An 18,357-nucleotide genomic window follows, 5' to 3' on the forward strand; every position below is an offset into this window, starting at 1 on the left:
CATTCAATGCAATAATGTGTCTCTATGCCGCAGAATTGTGACGTCTAGAGGACATAAAGGAATATTTCGTTCATCTGGCCGACAGGTTGGAAGGCGCAGCGGCGCTCCTGCCCCGCAAGAGGGACACCCCCCGCCGAGGGTCGGGGGTACAACTGGAGTCTGTTTTTATGCGTATTGCACTTGTTTCGCTCGCCGCTGCTGCGGTTGCTGCCGTCGCCACGCCCGCCATGGCGGACGAGATCCGCGTCGAAGGCCGCACCGGCATCATCTGGAACGGTAGCGGTGACGAAGCCATCGCCGGTGTTGCTGCCGGTTACGACTACGACCTGACCAAGAACGTCTTCATCGGCGTCGAAGGTTCGGCCGACAAGATCCTGACCGACCACACCCGCGTCGCATGGGGCGCCGGTGGCCGCGCCGGTGTGAAGTTGTTCGAAGGCACCAAGATCTACGGTTCGGCCGCATGGCAGTCGAAGCCCTGCCGCTACTGCAACAGCTCGGTCAACCTGGGCGGCGGCGTGCAGCAGTCGCTCAACAAGAACTTCTACGCGAAGGCCGAGTACAAGCACATGCTGATCGGCGACAACACCCCCGACGCAGACGTGGGTCTGGTCGGCGTTGGCGTGAAGTTCTGATCGCCATACCCATAGCCTGAGGGTCGCAACCCGGGCACGAAAGGGGCGCTTCGCACGACTGCGGGGCGCCCTTTTTCGTGTGCGTACTCTTCCGCATCTGCCCCTTGATCTGCGCGGGAAACACCTGAGTTCCCTGCGCTCTTCAGGATGATAGCATCTCCTTTCACTTGGGCCCGGCGCACGCCTTTGCACCTGGCCCTGACGGCAAAGGAAGAGGCGATGCGGCGCAGGGCGTGGGGAGGGCTTCTGGCTCTGGCAGTGGTGGGCCTTGCCAGTCCGGCGCGGGCCGACGAGGCCTATGCCGAAGCTATCGGCGGCATCAGTTTTGGCCCCGAGGAAGACGCGGCGATCTTTGGCCTCGCGGCGGGCTATGACTGGGACCTCACCGAGACCATCTTCGTGGGGCTCGAGGCCAGCCTCGACAAGGAGATGGTCCAGGAGCGCCACGTGGCGCTGGGCATCGGCGTGCGCGCCGGTCTGGAGGTGACCGAGCGGGGCAAGGCCTTCGTCGGCCTGAACTATCAGTCCAGGGACTGCCCCCATTGCGAGGCGGCCTGGGGCTTCAGCGGGGGCTGGGAGCAGGAAATCGGCGAGCGGCTCTACCTCAAGGCGGAGTACAAGCACCTCGCAACCGAGCATGAAGGCGACAAGGAAATCCTCATCGCCGGGCTCGGCATCATGTTCTGAGCGCTCAGGCGCGCGCGGCCCGGCAGAAGGCGGCGATCTTGTTGGCATCCTTGACGCCCGGCGCGCTCTCCACACCCGAGGAGGTGTCGAGGAGCGGGGCGCCGGTGCGGGCAAGAGCCTCGGCGGCATTGTCCGGGGTCAGCCCTCCGGCAAGTCCCCAGGCGACAGGGCCCTTCCAGTTGGCCACCAGCCGCCAGTCGAATTTCAGGCCCATGCCGCCCGGCAGCGTCCCCTTGGGCGTCTTGGCATCGAACAGCACGCGGTCGATGGCCTGGGCGTAGCCATGCGCCCTTGCCGCGTCCTCGGCCGTGGCGACGGGCAGTGCCTTCCACACCTCCACGCCGTGGCGCGCGCGCAGCTGCGCGCAGCGCTCGGGCGTTTCGGAGCCATGAAGCTGGAGCACGTCGAGTTGGGCCGCGGCCAGTGCCTCGCCGATGGTCGCATCGTCGGCATCGACGAAGAGCCCCACGCGCGCGATGCGCCCCTGGGCGCGCTGCGAGAGCGCGGCGGCCTGTGCGCTCGTCACATGGCGCGGGCTCTTTTCGAAAAACACGAAGCCGGCGTACTCGGCCTGCGCGCGGATCGCGGCGTCGAGCGCGTCGGCTGTGGAGATACCGCAAATCTTGATCGCCGGTGTTGGCATGGCCTGTCCGCTGGCTAGAGTGATCTCGGCTCTTTGCCCCCTGCCAGTTGCAACAAGGATCTCTTCGCAATGAACCGTATCGCGCGCCTTCTAGTCCCATTTGCCGCCGCTGCAATGCTTGGCGGGTGCGGGATCAAGGAGTCCTTCGAGAAGGCGGACGCGGTCATCGCGCGGTTCCACGGCGATCTCGATGCGGCAAACTACACCCGTATCTGGACTCGCGCCGACCCGGAACTGCGTAGCGCCAGCGACAAGGCCGCGTTCGAGAAGCTGCTCGGCGCGGTCCACACCAAGCTGGGGGCCGTGAAGGAGACCAAGCAGGTGGGCTGGAACACCAACGCCTCGACCTCCGGCACCTACCTCACCGCGACCTACCAGACCACGTTCGAGAAAGGCACCGGGACCGAGCGCTTCACCTACCGCAAGGGCGACGAGGACGCGGTTACCCTGGTGAACTACGCCATCGATTCGCAGGACATGATGCTCAACTGAGCAGCAGGGCCTCTCACGGGGCCAGTTCGAACTGGACCGAGACTTGCGCGGTGATGTCGAGTTCGCCCGCCGCGACCGGAGCAGGCGGCGGGGCTGCGGAGACCCGGATCATGTCGCTTTTGGCCCGGATCTGGGGTGCATACCCGCCCGCCTCGCTGATCGAGACAATTCGCACGACACGCAGGCCCGCCGCGCTGGCGTAGAGTTCGGCGCGTTCGCGCGCGGCCTTTACCGCAGCGGTACGCGCTTCGTCCTGCGCCGCCTCGGGGGAAGACAGGCCAAAGTCGGGGCCATTGACCTCGTTCGCGCCCGCGGAAACGAGTGCGTCGATCACGGCTCCGTAGTTGTCCAGCTTGCGCTGGCGCACCAGGACGGTGTTGTTGACCTGGTAGCCGGTGATCGTGCGCTCGTTCGCGTCATAGCCGCCGTCTGGGCGGCGGGCGGGCTGTGAATAGACCGGGCTCACGTTCAGATTGCTGGTCTGGATGTCCTTCTCGGCGATCCCTGCGCGCTTGAGTGCGGCAAAGACGGCGGTCATGCGCTGTGAGTTCTCGGCAAGGGCGGCGCTGGCGCTGGCGCCTTGCGTGGTGACGCCGGCGCGAAAGTTGGCCATGTCGGGCTCGCGGTTGGAGGAGCCTTCCGCGTTTACGCTGAGTAGCGTATGGTTCGCCGCGATCGCGGGGGCTTCGGCCTGCTGCGCCTGCGCCAGCGCGGGAAGCGTCGCCAGTGTCGCGGCCGCAGCGGCCCAAAGAAGCTTCGATTTCATCGTCGTGTGCACTCCATCATCCTCTCAGAGCTTGTCCAACGACTTGGACGAGGGGATGTTTCGTGGCGATGAATGGGAGGTGCGCGGCGCTGGATTGGAAAATGAAGGAGGGGCTTCCGAGGGCCATCGCCCTCGGGCTCCCGGAACGGTCAACCTCACCTTGCGCGCCCTGCGCGGGCTGAGAAAGGTGAGGGTGCCGATTATGGGGTCAAGGGGCGATGGCCCCTTGAAAGGATGGGTTTCAGAGCGTTTCTTCGATGGCCTTGGCGGCGGCCAGCGGATCTTCCGCGCCGCGGATCGGGCGGCCGACGACGAGCAGGCTCGCGCCGTTGTCGCGCGCCTCGCGCGGGGAGACGATGCGCTTCTGGTCCGCCAGCTTGCTGTCGGGCAGGCGCAGGCCGGGAACGACGAAGTAGCCGTCCTTCCACTGCTTGTGGATCGCGCCGACTTCGTGGCCCGAGCACACGATGCCGTCGAGCCCTGCGGCCTGCGACAGCTCGGCCAGACGCAGGGCCTGCTCCATCGGATCGGCCGTGATGCCGATGGCCGAGAGGTCATCGTTGTCGAGGCTGGTGAGCACGGTGACGGCGACGACCTTGGTGTTCTCACCCGCGGCGGCCTTGGCATCTTCCATCATCGCGCGTCCGCCCGCGGCGTGGATCGTCACTACGGCCGGGTTCAGCGTGTTGATCGCCTGCATGGCCGCGGCGACCGTGTTGGGGATGTCGTGCAGCTTGAGGTCGAGGAAGATGGGCAGGCCCACCTTCTGGATCTCGCGCACGCCGTGGTGGCCGTGGGCGCAGAAGAATTCGAGGCCGAGCTTGATCCCGCCGACGTGGTCCTTGACCTTGCGGGCCAGCGCTTCGGCGGCGTCGAGGCGGGGGACGTCGAGTGCGAGGTAGACGGGATTGTTGCTCATGGGCTCAGGTATCCGGGGTCAGGGGTGTCGTTTGCGGTGACGTGTCAGGCCGGGGGGAGGCGGTGGTGCTGGCCGTGGGTTCCTCGGCGAGCGAGGGCATCGAACTGGCGTGGAGCGCGTTCTCGAGGCTGGCGATGCGGCGGTTGAGGCGCCAGCGCACGGCCCGGAAGTACAGCCACACCGGCACCATGCCGAGCAGGAAGAAGAACAGCGCAACAAAGCCCACCGGCCAGTCGAAATGGATGTAGTTGCCATCGTCCAAGGGCCAGAAGTTCACCGGGACCTTGGTCCAGTTCATGGCGATGAAGGCGACCAGGATGGCCGTGGTCACGATCCAGGCGATGGTGCGGACGGCTTTCATGGATGCTCCCGATGTTCGTGCCGTGCCGGACCCGGGCGGGTGCCCGGGCGCGGCGAAGCGCCGATGCTAAGGCCGAATGCGGGGTAAGGGAAGGCCCCGGTTCATTGGCCCTGCGGCATCGGCGCTGCGTGCTTCGCGTCTCAGTCGGCGAAGACGCGCTCGAAGATCGTGTCGACGTGCTTGAAGTGGTAGTCGAGGTTGAACTTCTCCTCGATCTGCGCGTCGGTGAGCGCGGCGGTCACTTCCTCGTCGGCCTTGAGCAGCTCCATCAGGGAAAGCTGGCCGTCCGATTCCCACACCTTCATCGCGTTGCGCTGGACAAGGCGGTAGGAGGTGTCGCGCGAGAGACCCGCCTGGGTGAGGGCGAGCAGGACGCGCTGCGAGTGGACGAGGCCGCCCATGCGATCGAGGTTCTTCTGCATGCGCTCGGGGTAGACGAGCAGCTTGTCGATGACGCCGGTGAGACGCGCGAGCGCGAAGTCGAGGGTGATCGTGGCGTCGGGACCGATGAAGCGCTCGACCGAGGAGTGCGAGATGTCGCGCTCGTGCCACAGCGCCACGTTCTCCATCGCGGGCATCGCGTAGGAGCGGATGATGCGGGCCTGGCCGGTGAGGTTCTCGGTCAGCACGGGGTTGCGCTTGTGCGGCATGGCCGACGAGCCCTTCTGGCCCGGCGAGAAGTACTCTTCGGCTTCCAGCACTTCGGTGCGCTGGAGGTGGCGCACTTCGACGGCGACGCGCTCGATCGAGCTGGCGATGACGCCCAGCGTTGCAAAGAACATGGCGTGGCGGTCACGCGGGATGACCTGCGTCGAGACGGGCTCGATCTCGAGGCCCATCTGCTCGGCGACGTAGACTTCCACGGCCGGGTCGACGTTGGCGAAGGTGCCCACGGCGCCCGAGATGGCGCAAGTCGCGATTTCCTCACGCGCCGCGATCAGGCGCTTCTTGGCGCGCGCGAACTCGGCATAGGCTTCGGCGAGCTTGAGGCCGAAGGTAACGGGCTCGGCGTGGATGCCGTGGCTGCGGCCGATCGAGGGGGTGTACTTGTGCTCCATCGCGCGGCGCTTGATCGCGGCGAGGAGGTCATCAAGGTCAGCGAGCAGGATGTCGGCGGCGCGCACGAGCTGGACGTTGAGCGTGGTGTCGAGGACGTCCGAGCTGGTCATGCCCTGGTGCATGAAGCGCGCTTCGGGGCCAACCTGTTCGGCGACCCAGTCGAGGAACGCGATCACGTCGTGCTTGAGGATGGCTTCCTTGGCGTCGATGGCTTCGACATCGACCTTGGGGTTGGTGGCCCACCAGTCCCACAGGGCCTTGCCGGCGGCTTCGGGGACGGTGCCCATTTCGCCCATCTTGACGGCGGCGTGCGCCTCGATCTCGAACCAGATGCGGTAGCGCGCTTCGGGCTCCCAGATCGCGGTCATGGCGGGGCGGGCGTAACGGGGGACCATGCAAGACTCCTTTGGCTGACGCGGCGTCCGCTAGGGCCGCTTCGGGCGAAAGGCAAGTGCAAGGCGCGCGGCTACCCGATGAGCGGGGTGACTTTTTTGGCAGGAGCCTTCCGCAGGCCTGTGCGCTTGGTCTAGGAACCCGCAGTCCCCGGTTGGAGAAATTTCGTGTCCCTGCGCCGCCTTGTACCCGCTACCGCCGCCCTTGCTCTTGGTTTCTTGAGCGCGAACGGAGCCGCCGCGCAGGCCACAGAGGCGCTGGGCAGCAACCTGGAGCGGTTCGCCTATCCCTGGCCGGAAAAGCGCTTTGCCGTGCGGGTGGGGGATGAGGACGCGCAGATGACCTTCATGGACGTCGCTCCGAAGCAGCCCAACGGGCAGAGCGTGGTTCTCCTCCACGGCAAGAACTTCTGCGCGGCGACCTGGGAGAGCACGGCGCGCGCGCTCCTGGCCGCGGGCTACCGGGTGATCGTCCCGGACCAGCTTGGCTTCTGCAAGTCCTCGAAACCGGTAAGCGCGCAGTACACGCTCGCGCTGATGGCCGATGCCACGCACCGCCTGCTGGAAGCGCAGGGCGTGGAGAAGCCGATCGTGCTCGCGCATTCGACAGGCGGGATGCTGGCCTTGCGCTATGCGCTGATGTTCCCGCACGACACGTCGCGGTTGCTGCTGATCAATCCGCTGGGCCTTGTCGACCGGATGGAGCAGGGGGTGCCCTATGTGCCGCTCGACAAGCTGATCGCGGCCGAGCGCGCCAAGGACCGCGCTTCGATCAAGGGCTATCAGCTGCGGACCTACTACCACGGCGAATGGCGTGCGGACTATGATCGCTGGGTCGATATGCTCGCCGGCCAGTACGCGACCGAGGACGACGACAAGGTCGAGATCGCACAGGCCAAGACCGCCGAGATGATCCTGACCCAGCCGGTCTCGCACGAGTTCGGCAATCTGAAGGTGCCCGTCACGCTGATGATCGGTCGGCTCGATACGACGACTTTCGGCAAGGGGCAGGCCCCCGATGCAGTGAAGGCGCGGTTGAAGCCGATCCCCGAAGTGGTCGAGGATGCGGCGGCACGCATGCCCGATGCGCGCATCCTCTGGTTCGAGGGCCGGGGGCATTCGCCCCAGGTCGAGGCGCCGGACGAGTTCGAACCCCGCCTGATCCAGGCGCTGGAGAGCCCGGCGCCCTGATCCTGTTTCTCGGGATCAGAACGGCCAGATCATCGGGATCACGATGAGCGTCGTGATCGACACCAGGATCGTGAGCGGGAAACCGTACTTGTAGAAGTCGGTGAACTTGTAGCCGCCTGCGCTGTAGACAAGCGTGTTGGTCTGGTAGCCGATGGGCGTGAGGAAGCTGGCCGAGGCGGCAAACATCACTGCGACCACGAAGGGGCGTGGGTCGACATTCAAGGCCTGGGCCAGGGTGATCCCGATGGGGGTCACGACTACGGCCACCGCGTTGTTGGTGACAAGTTCGGTCAGGAACAGGCTGAGGAAGTAGATTGCGGCGAGAGCGGCAATCGGACCCAGGCTGCCGAGCCAGGGCGTGGCCCAGCCGACGATGGTTTCAACCAGTCCTGAGCGTTCCAGCCCCGTGCCGATCGAGAGCATGGCCACGATCAGCGCGATGATGCGCCAGTCGACCGAGCGGAAGGCTTCCTCGGGCTCCACGCAGCGCCCCGCAAGCACGACGGCGACGCCCATGACGGCGAGGCCCGCGAGCGGCATGAGGTTGAACGCAGCGCCGAGGACCACACCCAGCATCGTTGCAATCGCGATCCAGGCCTTGTTGCGGCGAAAGCCGCGCGAGGTCGGCTCGGCGATGTTGACGAGCTGCTGGTCCTCGACGAGGCGGCGCAGATCTTCGGGCGCGCCCTCGATCAGGAGCGTGTCGCCCACTTCGAGAGGGACGCGCTCGAAGCGGTCCTCAAGGTTCGTGCCCTTGCGGTGAAGTGCGATGGGGTAGACGCCGTAGCGGCGGCGCAGGCGCAGCTCGAACAGGGTATGCCCGATGATCTCGGCGCCTGGAGCCAGAAGCGTCTCGGCCATGACCGAGTTGCGCGTCGAGAGCTGGACGAGGTGCGGGTCGGTGGTGGATGCCGCGGTCATCGAGATGCGCCCGGCTTCCTTCAGGGACATGAGGTCGCTTGCAGATGTGCGCAGGACCAGGATGTCGCCTTCCTCCAACGTGTGTGCGGCAAAGTTGCGGCGCAGCGACTGGTCACCGCGCAGCACGTCGACGAGGCGGCGTTCGCTGCGCGAGAGCAGGTCGATGGTCTTGGGCGGCTGGCCGATATAGGGCGATCCTGCCTCGATGAAGATCGAGACGACGAAGCGCTTGTTGTCGCTGCCATTGCCGAGGCTTGCCACGGTCTGGCGTTCGGGAAGCAGCTTGTTCGACACAGCGAGCCAGATGACGCCGATGGTGGCGACGATGATGCCAACCGGAGCAATCTCGAAGAGGCCGAAGGGCTCGATGCCGGCGCGGCGCGCGACGCCATCGACAAGGATGTTGGTCGAGGTGCCGAGCAGGGTGACGGTGCCGCCCAGAACGGCCGCGAACGAAATCGGCATGAGCACGCGCGAGGCGGGAATGTCGAGCTCGCGGGCAATCGTCATGCCCACCGGGATCATCATCATCACCAGTGGGGTGTTGTTGGTGAACGCCGATATCGTCGCGATCAGGCCGAGGAATACGCACATGCACAAGAAGGGATGTGTGCGGCCAAGGCCCGTGATGCACGACGAGAAGAAGTCGAGCGCACCTGTTCGCACCAGCGCCGAGGACATGATAAACATGCTCACGATCGTCAGCGGCGCGGGGTTGCCCATCGCCTCGAGCACGTCATCGGTCGCGATGATGCCCAGCAGGAGCAGCACCGCGACAAGGCCCAGCGCCACGACTTCGGGCGCGGCGAGCTCGAAGGCAAAGGCAAGGAAGAGGAGAACAAGCAACGGCGCCATGACGAGCGGTGAAGCCAGATCCAGACCGAAATGCATCCATTCCCCTATCGATTACGCTGGGAACCCAGCGCTTCGTGCAAGGGTCTAGCGACAATTGTGCAGCGCGCAAAGGCTTTGTTTACTACTAAAAAAGTTGATTTAATTGCGGGGCCATTAGAAAAAGTTGGAGCCCGTTTCGCGACCGCACAGGTGGCCGCACACTTGGTGAGGCCCTAGTCATTTCACGGTTCCTTCCGCCTGTCGGATGCCACTCGCCTTGCCCGCTCACAGGCGGCAGCGGTGCGCGCAAGCTTCCTTCTAGATCAGGCCCTTGGCGCGCAGTGAGACATGGCCCTCGCGGCCGATCACGATATGGTCGTGGACGGTGATGCCAAGCAGGCGTCCGGCCTCGGCGATGCGCGTCGTGATGTCGATGTCGGCGCGGCTGGGCTCGGGCGAGCCGGACGGATGGTTGTGGACCAGGATGAGGGCGCTGGCCCCGATGTCGAGGGCGCGGCGGATGACCTCGCGCGGGTGGATCGCGGCCTCGTCGATGGAGCCTTCGCCCACCAGGTCGTCGAGGATGAGCATGTTCTTGGTGTTGAGATAGAGCACGCGCACGCGTTCCAGCGTGAGGTGCGCCATATCGATGGTGAGGTAGTCGATCAGGGCCTGCCAGGAGCCGATTACCGCGCTCTCGCGCACTTTCTGGCGCGCGAGTCGGGTTGCTGCAACGGTGACGATACGCAGGGCTGCCGCAGTCGCCTCGCCCATGCCGGGGTGCAGGGCCAGCGTGCGTGGGTCGGCCTGGAGGACGCCTGCCAGCGTGCCGAAGCGGGCCAGAAGACTGCGGGCCAGCGGCTTCATGTCGCGCCGGGGAACCGCCTGCATCAGAAGCAATTCAATCACTTCGTGGTCGGCAAGAGCCTCGTCTCCGCCGCCCAGAAGGCGCTGGCGTAGCCGCGTGCGGTGGCCCGAGGTGTCGCTCCCTGCCTCTTTCGTTTTCGTCCTGTCGTGCGCAGCCTTCGTCTCGGCGCGCGCGGGCTGGCTTTCGGTTCGTTCAGGAAAGAGGGGGGTATCGTCTGCCATCGTTGGCTCTGACAATTGCCTTTCCGGCGCGCACAGCGCAAGTGATGGAGCGCATGGCGCAAGACGAGTCCCTGGAAAGTAACGAAGAAGAGAGCGTCGCTGAGGAAGCGGCGCGGCCTGTCGCTGTGCGCCGACGCCGGCGCCGGCGAATCGCTTTGGGCTTCGGTGTCGCCGGAGCCATGGCGCTTGGCAGTGCGTGGATCGCACGCGAGGATATCGCCGACAATCTTGTCCAGAGCGAACTTTCCGCGCTGGGGCTCCCGGCCACCTATGACATCGTCCAGATCGGGCCTGACGAGCAGATCGTGCGCAACGTCGTGATCGGCGATCCGGCGCATCCCGACCTGACGATCGCAGAGGTGCGTGTGGCGACGCGGCTCACCTTCGGATTGCCGGGCCTTGGCCGCATCACCCTTGTGCGCCCGCGTCTCTATGGCCGGGTAAAGAACGGTAGTGTCAGCTTCGGCTCGCTCGACAAGGTCCTCTTCGCTGATCCGCAAAGCACGGAGCCGACGCAGCTTCCCGATCTCGATCTGGCCGTGAAGGATGGCGGCGCGTTGCTCGTGACCGACGCTGGGCGGGTGGGGATCAGCCTGGAAGGCGAGGGCGCCTTGCGCGGTGGCTTCGAGGGAGAGCTTGCCGCAAAGGCCCCTGCGCTGGCCTATGCGGGCTGCACCAGCGGTCCGCTGAGCCTTTACGGCAAGCTGTCCGTCGCGGCGGGGCGCCCGCGCCTGAAAGGGCCGTTGCGGCTGGAGGATTTCGCCTGCGAAGGGCAGGGGGCCTCGCTCGCGAAGGCCGCGCTCGATCTCGACCTTGAGCTTGATGACACGCTGGACGGCGGCCGCGCCTCGCTGGACCTCTCCGCGCAGCGCTTGCGCTTGGCCGATGCCGGCGCCGCAGCGCTCGAGGGCTCCGCGCAGGTTACCTACCGGGGCGACAGTCTCAATGCGCGCTACGATCTGGCCGCAAGGGATCCGGGCGGTGCGCCGCTCCATCTTTCCCGGCTTGAACTCAGCGGTACGGCCCGGGCGAGCGCGGGTTTCGATACGCTCTCGCTCGAAACCGACCTGTCGGGCGAGAACCTGCGGCCCGGTTCCGGTCTGGCGGCGGCCTTGCAGGATCTGGCGCGCAGCACGCAAGGCTCGCTCGCGGCCGGTATCGCTGACCAGATTCGCGTCAATCTTGCCCGCCAGCTGCGCGGGAGCACGCTCGAAGCGCGTCTCATCGCACGCAGCAATGCGCGTGGACGCAGCGTGGTCGTGCCTCAGGCCCGCGTACGGGCGCGCAGCGGTGAAAGCCTGCTCGAACTTTCGCGCATGCAGATGCTGTTGGCCGATGGCACACCGCGTGTCTCGGGCAACTTCATGACGTCGGGACGCGGGTTACCGCGCCTCAACGGGCGCATGGAAACGCGCGATTCGGGCGAGACCGCCTTCCACGTGCAGATGGCCGATTACCGCGCGGGCGAGGACCATGTCGCGATCCCCGAGATGGTCCTGCGCCAGCGCGCCAATGGCGATCTGGAGATGGCGGGCGAAGTACGGCTGGGCGGGGCGCTGCCAGGCGGGTCCGTCCGCAACCTGCGTGTGCCGGTCTCGGGCCGCTGGAAGGGCAATGGCGATCTCGCGCTCTGGTCCTCGTGCACCACCGTCACGTTTGACGCGCTCACGATGGCGAACCTGACGCTCGATGCGAACCGGCTTTCGCTGTGTCCACCCAAGGGTGGGGCAATGGCACGCTACGATAGCGGCGGCTTTGCGTTCGCAGCGGGTACACCCGCGCTCGAACTTTCCGGTCATCTTGGCGAATCCGAGGTGCGGCTGGCGACCGGTCCGGTTGGCCTCGCCTATCCCGGAACGCTTGCGGCGCGCGATATCGCCGTGGCGTTGGGCCCCGAGGCGGCGCCCTCGCGCTTTGCCATCGCCAATCTGACGGCCGATCTCGCGGGCGATGTCGCGGGCACGTTTGAAAATGCGGACGTCGCGCTCGCGGCGGTGCCGCTCGATCTGAACGAAGTCGCCGGGAATTGGAGCTACGCCGGGGGTGTGCTGCGGCTCGACGATTCGCAGTTCGTCCTGGTCGACAGGCAGAAGGACGCCCGTTTCGAGCCGATGGTCGCGCGCGGCGCTTCGCTGGAGCTTGCCGACAACGTGATTTCTGCCTCGGCCCGATTGCGCGAGCCGCAATCGGATCGCGCGGTGGGCCGTGTCGACATCGTCCATGACCTGGGCACCTTGCGAGGGCATGCCGATCTCACGGTCGATGGGCTGACCTTTGGCGACAATCTTCAGCCTGAACAGCTCTCGACCAACCTGCGCGGCATCGTCTCGCTCGTCGAGGGGACGGTGACGGGCACGGGGCGGATCGACTGGAAGGGCGATGCCGTCACCAGTCGCGGACAATTTGCCAGCGACGGCCTTGATTTTGCAGCACCCTTTGGTCCGGTCGAGGGTTTGTCGGGCGAGGTTGTCTTCACCGACCTGCTCGGCATGGTCACGGCCCCTGACCAGCGCCTGGACGTCGCTTCGATCAATCCGGGTATCGAGGTCACGGACGGGACAATCTCCTTCGAGATGCAGCCCGATTATCGCCTCGTCGTGAACGGAGCGAAGTGGCCGTTCATGGATGGAGAGCTGACGCTTGCGCCGACCACGATGACGGTCGGGGCGGTCGAGACAAGGCGCTACACGCTGAACGTCAAGGGTCTGAACGCGGCCAGCCTCGTGCGGCACATGGAACTCGACAATATCTCGGCGAGCGGCGTCTTCGATGGCCAGCTGCCGATCGTCTACGACCAGAACGGCGCGCGGATCGAGAACGGCAGCCTCGTCGCGCGCGAGCCGGGCGGCAATGTCGCTTATGTCGGGGCGCTCAGTTACGAGGATCTCTCGACCATGGGCAACTTCGCCTTCGATGCGCTCAAGTCGATTGATTACAAGACGATGGAAGTGACGCTCAACGGCTCGCTTTCGGGTGAGATCATCACCCAGCTGCGCTTCACCGGGATCAGCCAGGGGACAGGGGCCAAGCGCAACTTCCTGACCCGCCAGATCGCGAAGCTCCCCGTACGCTTCATCGTCAATATCCAGGCACCGTTCTTCCAGCTTTTCGGCAACATGCGCTCGCTTTACGATTCGAACTACGTGGTCGATCCGCGCGAGCTCGGCCTTGTCGCCAAGGATGGGACATCCAAGGCCGAAGAGGGCGCTGTCGCTCCGTTCATCTCCATTCAGCCTCCAGTCAGCGAGGACACTCCATGATTACGTGCAATTTGACCACACCGCCCTTCGCTGCAAAAGGAACGCGCACGGTTCGCCGGGCGAACCTGAAGCAGGGCAAGGGAGTGAGGTCCGTGATGCGGGCGATGGCACTGGCAGGACTGGGGCTGGGCGTGATACCGATGCTGGGGGGCTGCGTGAACGTGTCCGCACCCGACAAGCCCATCGTGATCGAGCTCAACATCAATATCCGCCAGGAGGTTATCTACCGATTGGCCGCCGATGCCGCGAACACCATTGAGGAAAATCCGGAGATCTTCTGATGCGCAGCCTTATCGAGAAACCCGTGGCCGCAGCGACGCTGGCCCTTGCCATGCTGGCGGGTCTGGGCATGGCCGCTCCGGCTGGTGCCCAGGCGCGCGGTGAGGCCTATGCCGCAGCCAAGGCGCAAGGCCAGGTTGGCGAGCAGCGCAACGGCTATCTCGGCGTGGTCGGCAGCCAGAGCGCGGACGTGCGCTCGATGGTGCGCGATATCAACAACAAGCGCCGTGCGATCTACACCTCGAAGGCCGCCAGCTTGTCGAGCACGATCGACGAATACGCGTTTACCACGGCTTGCCGCCTTATCGCGGAAACCTCGCCTGGCGAGAAGTACGAGGGTTTGGACGGAAGTTGGAAAACGCGCGGGTCGGGTGCGCCCGAACGCGATCCCAAGTGTCCCTGAATACGGCGGAACCCATAGAATTTCTTCTCTTCGACTTAGGTCTTATACAAAGGCTCTCTCCTGAAAAACGGGAGAGAGCCTTTCTCTTTTGTAGGACAATTCTGTTTTGATGCGCGATGCCGCACTTTTACGGGGCTGGTGAATTAGGTTATCGCTAACTTCCAATTCGCAGTGCAGGGGCGTGACGGGCCAGCCTGTGCAGATCGGTGGTTCGTCATGTGGCTGCCATGGTTGACTCGGGAAAAGCCCCACCCTAAGGGGTCGGCGCCCAAGACGGGCAACTGTCGAACGCGTCACTCGTTCCTGATTGATAAAAGGAGCTAAGGACATGAGCGATAAGGACCCCGTCCAAGGCCCTGTTGGCGAGGATGCGCGCATCCGGGCGCTCGACGAGAGGTTGAAGGACCTCCGCGAGCGCGAGGAAGTGCGCAACCAGCCGAAAGCAGGCGTGGAAGCCGATGAGAATTACCGCATCGGAAACCGCGTTCTTTCGGAGCTGCTGGGGGGAATTGCAGGTGGCCTGTTCCTGGGGTGGCTCATTGACCATTTCGCAGGTACAAGCCCCTGGGGTCTGTTGGGGATGATGTTCTTCGGAATATTCATTGCCTTCAGGAACATTATCCGGATTACGAACCGGCGCCCGGACTGATCTCTCCATTTTTCGATGGGGCAAGGAGGTCAGACAAGGGCGCTGCCGTTCACAGGCGACAGGGATATTCGCGTGGCAGCCGAAGCGAAGGTCGATCCGATGCACCAGTTCACCATCGAGCCGTTGTTCGGCTCGGGTCACTGGTCCATCGCGGGGTATAATATCGCCTTTACGAACAGTGCGCTCTGGATGGCGATCGCCACCGTGGCGCTTCTCATCTTCGTGGCGGGGGGCTCGAAGCGTCAGCTCGTTCCCGGTCGCTGGCAGATGGCGGTGGAAACCTTCACCGGGTTCGTGGACGGCATGCTGGCCGCCAATGTCGGCCCCAACGGCAAGAAGTATGTTCCGTACATCTTCTCGCTCTTCATGTTCATTCTGTTCGCCAACGTCCTCGGTCTGCTTCCGATCGGCGTCCTGGGCCTGCACGCCTTCACGTTCACCAGCCACTTCTCGGCGACCGGTGTTCTGGCGATCATGTCCTTCGCGATCGTGCTGATCGTTGGCTTTGCGAAGCACAAGCTGCACTTCTTCTCGCTGTTCGTGCCGCACGGTACGCCCGCTGCGATGGTGGTTCCGATCTTCTTCGTCGAACTCGTCTCGTTCCTGGTGCGTCCGTTCAGCCTTGGCCTGCGTCTCTTCGTTGCGATGATGGCCGGCCACGTTCTGCTCGAAGTGCTCTCCAGCTTCGTGATCGACTCGGGCAACGCCAACATTGGCCTCTTCGCCATTGCCGGCCTGCCCAGTTTCATCCTGATGATCGGCATCTGCGCTCTCGAGCTGCTCGTCGCCGGCATCCAGGCCTACGTTTTCGCTCTTCTCACCTGCGTCTATCTCAACGACGCCGAGAATCTTCACTGATCTCAAGTTTTACCGCCTCAAACATTCGGGCATACCAAAGGGAGTTTTTGAAATGGACGCAGAAGCTGCAAAGCTGCTTGGTGCAGGTTTCGCCGCTATCGGTGCTGGTCTCGCCTCGATCGGCGTGGGCAACGTGTTCGCCAAGTTCCTCGAAGGCGCGCTGCGCAACCCGGGTGCTGCCGACGCGCAGCAGGGCCGTCTCTTCATCGGCTTCGCCGGTGCCGAGCTTCTCGGTCTTCTCTCGTTCGTTATCGCGGCTCTGCTGATCTTCGCCGCGTAATCGCGGACTGATCCAGACCACACTGATCCGCATCCGGCTGCCCTGACCCTTTGGTAGGGCAGCCGGATCGCGGAACACTTTTTCCGGCCACCTCGACCACAGGGCTGACCCATGCCTCAGATCGAACAGCTTGCCGCAACCTATTCCAGCCAGATCTTCTGGATGCTGGTGTTCTTCGGTTTCACCTTCTTCGTCATCGGACGGGGCATGGTTCCGAAGGTCATGGACACGGTTGCGAAGCGCGACACCCAGATTGCCGACGACCTCCTTGCCGCCGAACGCGCGCGCAAGCAGGCGGATGCCGAAGAGGAATCCTGGCGGGAGCGTGAAAACGCCAACCGCGCCAAGGCCCACGCCCTGATCGCCGAGGCCCGTGCCACGGCCGCGACCGAAACCGAGCAGCGCCTCGCCGCCGCCCAGGTCACGATCGACGGCAAGATCGCCGAAGCCGAGGCTGGCATCGCTGCCGCCCGCAAGGCCGCGGCAGACGAAATCGAAACGGTTGCAGCCGAAGCTGCCCGTGACATCATCGGCCGCGTTGCCGGTCTCTCGCTCGACGAGGGCCAGGTCCGCGCCGCCGTGAAGGAGAACCTGGTCCATGGCTGATACCCCTGCCGTCCAGTCCTCCCTGGAAAACGAAGGCGCGCACGTCGAAGCGGCGGCCGAGACCCACGCGGGTGTCGAGCACCACGCCGAGCCGATGCTGCTGGGCGTAGCCCCGCCGGCCATGGTCGTCAGCGCCTCGATGCTGGTGCTTCTGGGCATCGCTCTGTGGAAGGGCGTTCCCAAGGCAATCGGCCGCGGTCTTGATTCGCGCATCGCGGACATCAAGGCCCAGCTCGAGGAAGCCAAGACCCTGCGCGCCGAGGCGGAAGCCCTGCGCAAGGAGTATGCCGACAAGATCGCCGGTGCCGAGAAGGACGCCGCCGAGATGCTCGAGCATGCCCGCAAGGAAGCGCTTGCCATCGTTGCCAAGGCCGAAACCGACACGGCGGACGTCATTGCCCGCCGCGAGAAGATGGCCGAAGACAAGATCGGTGCTGCCCAGCTTGCGGCCGTTGCCGACCTTCGCGCCGTCGCTGCCGATGCGGCCACCGCGGCTGCGCGTGGTCTCATTGCCGGAAACCACTCGGCCGATGCCGACAAGGTTCTCGTCAACCAGGCGATCTCCGGGATCTGATTGTTCAGGGTCTCCCTGGAGACCCTGCGGAAATCCGAACACGAAAAAAGCCCCTGCCGTTTGGCGGGGGCTTTTTTGTTGCGCGGGAGATAGGCCCGAGCGCCGGGGTGATTTGTTGTGCGCCAGTCCTAAGATCGGCGCACAACACATTGTTGGATCAGGCTTCGCCCCAGATGTCCTGGGCCACGTTGACCACGAGTTCCAGCTTGCGGCGCTGGTCATCGACGGTCAGCGAGTTGCCGTGTTCGGTCGAGGAGAAACCGCACTGCGGCGCGATGCCGAGCTGGTCGATGTCGACGAACTTGCTGGCCGCCTCGAACTGGCGCTTGATGTCGTCGATCGATTCCAGTTCGGGCGTCTTGGTGGTGATGAAACCGGCCATGATGCGCTTGTCGCCCTTGGGCAGAAGTGCGAGCGGCTCGAGGCCACCGGCGCGGTCGGTGTCGTATTCCATGAAGTAGATGTCGACATCGGTGCCGTTGAAGATGGCATCGGCCGCGGCGTCGTAGCCGCCGGTTGCGGCGTAGGTCGATCGGAAGTTGCCACGGCACATGTGCATGCCGATGGTCATGTCCGACGGACGGTCCTTGATCGCCTCGTTCAGCATCCAGGCGTAGTCGGTGATGAGCTGGTCGGGGTCCTGGCCCATCGCCAGGCGCTGTTCGCGCTGCTTGGGGTCGCCGAGGTAGGCAAAGAAGATGTCGTCCATCTGCAGGTAGCGGCAGCCCGCGGCGTAGTAGGCCTCGACGGCAGCCTTGTAGGTGGCGGCGATGTCCGCCATCAGCACCTTCTGGTCGCGGTACTTCTCGGGCAGGACGTCCGAGGGATCGGTGCGGAAATGCACGGCCGAGGGACCGGGGATCGAGATCTTCGGGCAGACCGTGGTGTGGTCCTTCACGAAGGTGAAGTGCTCGAGCATCGGGTGGTCGGCGGGGAAGCCGAGGGTGTCGGTGATGGTCGGGCGGACCGGCGGGATCTTCACGCCGTGGAACTGCACGCCCTCATCGCGCGTGCGCAGCTCCAGGCCGTCGAGCATGCCCATGAAGTCGAAGTGCCAGAAGGCGCGGCGCGCTTCGCCATCGGTGACAACCTTGAGGCCGACCTCTTCCTGCATCTTGATCAGGTCGGGGATGGTCGCGTCCTCGGCGGCGCGCAGGGTGGCTGCGTCGGCACCTTCGGTGCGGGCCTTGGCGACGGGCTCGGGGCGAAGCAGGCTGCCGACATGGTCGGCGCGAAAGCGTGGTTTGGACATGGATGTATGACCCTTCTTGCTGGTCCGTTGTACGTGCGGCAAGGGGCCGCACGCCTGTTCTGGCTCCGGCGGGCAGGGGCATGTGCGGAAGGTCGGAAGAAGGGGCTCGTCCTCGGGTAAGGCCAGCCTTGTTCCGCGTCCGCAGGGCTCCTTATGTCCCGGCGCGGTTCGTGGTGTCGTGGTCGCGAGCCGGGCATGCTGCACTGC

20 protein-coding genes are annotated in these 18,357 nt (G+C 64.9%); 12 read left to right on the forward strand and 8 right to left on the reverse strand.

What is annotated here, in order from left to right; all coding sequences use genetic code 11:
- The first annotated feature begins 167 nt into the window (after positions 1-167).
- Complete coding sequence (locus MTR65_RS02415; protein WP_148625673.1) at positions 168-635, forward strand: outer membrane protein; 468 nt, start codon at positions 168-170, stop codon at positions 633-635.
- 219 nt (positions 636-854) lie between these two features.
- On the forward strand, positions 855-1,322 hold the full coding sequence (locus MTR65_RS02420) for a porin family protein (protein WP_243796764.1): 468 nt from the start codon (positions 855-857) through the stop codon (positions 1,320-1,322).
- 4 nt (positions 1,323-1,326) lie between these two features.
- On the opposite strand, the gene MTR65_RS02425 is transcribed toward MTR65_RS02420, so the two are convergent.
- Positions 1,327-1,965 (reverse strand): phosphoribosylanthranilate isomerase, encoded by a 639-nt coding sequence (locus MTR65_RS02425; protein WP_243796765.1) that lies wholly within the window; start codon positions 1,963-1,965, stop codon positions 1,327-1,329.
- 69 nt (positions 1,966-2,034) lie between these two features.
- Between MTR65_RS02425 and MTR65_RS02430 the strand changes: the two genes are divergently transcribed.
- Entirely contained in the window at positions 2,035-2,457 is a 423-nt protein-coding gene (locus MTR65_RS02430) for a DUF4019 domain-containing protein (protein WP_243796766.1), read from the forward strand.
- A 13-nt stretch (positions 2,458-2,470) separates the two neighbouring features.
- On the opposite strand, the gene MTR65_RS02435 is transcribed toward MTR65_RS02430, so the two are convergent.
- The 4 genes from MTR65_RS02435 to purB all read right to left on the reverse strand — a co-directional run bounded on the left by MTR65_RS02435 (position 2,471) and on the right by purB (position 5,957).
- Complete coding sequence (locus MTR65_RS02435) at positions 2,471-3,223, reverse strand: SIMPL domain-containing protein (protein ID WP_243796767.1); 753 nt, start codon at positions 3,221-3,223, stop codon at positions 2,471-2,473.
- Positions 3,224-3,464: 241 nt separating this feature from the next.
- Positions 3,465-4,142: an orotidine-5'-phosphate decarboxylase gene (pyrF, locus tag MTR65_RS02440; protein ID WP_039394324.1), complete on the reverse strand. Its 678-nt coding sequence runs from the start codon at positions 4,140-4,142 to the stop codon at positions 3,465-3,467.
- Between the two features lie 4 nt (positions 4,143-4,146).
- Entirely contained in the window at positions 4,147-4,503 is a 357-nt protein-coding gene (locus tag MTR65_RS02445) for a LapA family protein (protein WP_243796768.1), read from the reverse strand.
- Positions 4,504-4,643: 140 nt separating this feature from the next.
- On the reverse strand, positions 4,644-5,957 hold the full coding sequence (gene purB / locus MTR65_RS02450; protein ID WP_243796769.1) for an adenylosuccinate lyase: 1,314 nt from the start codon (positions 5,955-5,957) through the stop codon (positions 4,644-4,646).
- Positions 5,958-6,122: 165 nt separating this feature from the next.
- On the opposite strand from purB, the gene MTR65_RS02455 reads away from it, so the two are divergent.
- Positions 6,123-7,145: an alpha/beta fold hydrolase gene (locus MTR65_RS02455; RefSeq protein ID WP_243796770.1), complete on the forward strand. Its 1,023-nt coding sequence runs from the start codon at positions 6,123-6,125 to the stop codon at positions 7,143-7,145.
- A 15-nt stretch (positions 7,146-7,160) separates the two neighbouring features.
- On the opposite strand, the gene MTR65_RS02460 is transcribed toward MTR65_RS02455, so the two are convergent.
- Positions 7,161-8,957, reverse strand: a complete 1,797-nt coding sequence (locus MTR65_RS02460) for an SLC13 family permease (RefSeq protein ID WP_243796771.1) — start codon at positions 8,955-8,957, stop codon at positions 7,161-7,163.
- Positions 8,958-9,218: 261 nt separating this feature from the next.
- Positions 9,219-9,989, reverse strand: coding sequence for a RadC family protein (radC, locus tag MTR65_RS02465; RefSeq protein ID WP_243796772.1), 771 nt, complete (start codon positions 9,987-9,989; stop codon positions 9,219-9,221).
- Between the two features lie 155 nt (positions 9,990-10,144).
- On the opposite strand from radC, the gene MTR65_RS02470 reads away from it, so the two are divergent.
- The 8 genes from MTR65_RS02470 (at position 10,145) to MTR65_RS02505 (ending at position 16,898) form a co-directional block, all read left to right on the forward strand.
- Positions 10,145-13,249 carry an intermembrane phospholipid transport YdbH family protein gene (locus MTR65_RS02470; protein ID WP_243796773.1) on the forward strand — a complete coding sequence of 1,035 codons (3,105 nt, stop codon included), beginning with the start codon at positions 10,145-10,147 and terminating at the stop codon, positions 13,247-13,249.
- Between the two features lie 95 nt (positions 13,250-13,344).
- Positions 13,345-13,530 (forward strand): YnbE family lipoprotein, encoded by a 186-nt coding sequence (locus MTR65_RS02475; RefSeq protein ID WP_226636002.1) that lies wholly within the window; start codon positions 13,345-13,347, stop codon positions 13,528-13,530.
- On the forward strand, positions 13,530-13,931 hold the full coding sequence (locus tag MTR65_RS02480; RefSeq protein ID WP_226636001.1) for a YdbL family probable chaperone protein: 402 nt from the start codon (positions 13,530-13,532) through the stop codon (positions 13,929-13,931). The genes MTR65_RS02475 and MTR65_RS02480 overlap by 1 nt, the downstream gene beginning before the upstream one ends.
- A 328-nt stretch (positions 13,932-14,259) precedes the next feature.
- Positions 14,260-14,580, forward strand: coding sequence for an AtpZ/AtpI family protein (locus MTR65_RS02485; RefSeq protein WP_039394305.1), 321 nt, complete (start codon positions 14,260-14,262; stop codon positions 14,578-14,580).
- A gap of 72 nt (positions 14,581-14,652) precedes the next feature.
- Positions 14,653-15,438 carry a F0F1 ATP synthase subunit A gene (locus MTR65_RS02490; RefSeq protein ID WP_039394302.1) on the forward strand — a complete coding sequence of 262 codons (786 nt, stop codon included), beginning with the start codon at positions 14,653-14,655 and terminating at the stop codon, positions 15,436-15,438.
- Positions 15,439-15,490: 52 nt separating this feature from the next.
- A complete protein-coding gene (locus MTR65_RS02495; protein WP_039394300.1) occupies positions 15,491-15,718 on the forward strand; it encodes a F0F1 ATP synthase subunit C in 228 nt (75 codons plus the stop codon).
- 111 nt (positions 15,719-15,829) lie between these two features.
- Positions 15,830-16,324: a F0F1 ATP synthase subunit B family protein gene (locus MTR65_RS02500; RefSeq protein ID WP_039394297.1), complete on the forward strand. Its 495-nt coding sequence runs from the start codon at positions 15,830-15,832 to the stop codon at positions 16,322-16,324.
- A complete protein-coding gene (locus tag MTR65_RS02505; protein WP_243796775.1) occupies positions 16,317-16,898 on the forward strand; it encodes a F0F1 ATP synthase subunit B family protein in 582 nt (193 codons plus the stop codon). Before MTR65_RS02500 ends, MTR65_RS02505 begins: the two co-directional genes overlap by 8 nt.
- A gap of 157 nt (positions 16,899-17,055) precedes the next feature.
- Here the strand turns inward: MTR65_RS02505 and MTR65_RS02510 are convergent, their stop codons facing one another.
- Positions 17,056-18,150 (reverse strand): 5-methyltetrahydropteroyltriglutamate--homocysteine S-methyltransferase, encoded by a 1,095-nt coding sequence (locus tag MTR65_RS02510; protein ID WP_226635997.1) that lies wholly within the window; start codon positions 18,148-18,150, stop codon positions 17,056-17,058.
- Between the last annotated feature and the right edge of the window lie 207 nt (positions 18,151-18,357).

The organism is Novosphingobium mangrovi (genome assembly GCF_022818885.1).
GTDB lineage: Bacteria > Pseudomonadota > Alphaproteobacteria > Sphingomonadales > Sphingomonadaceae > Novosphingobium > Novosphingobium mangrovi.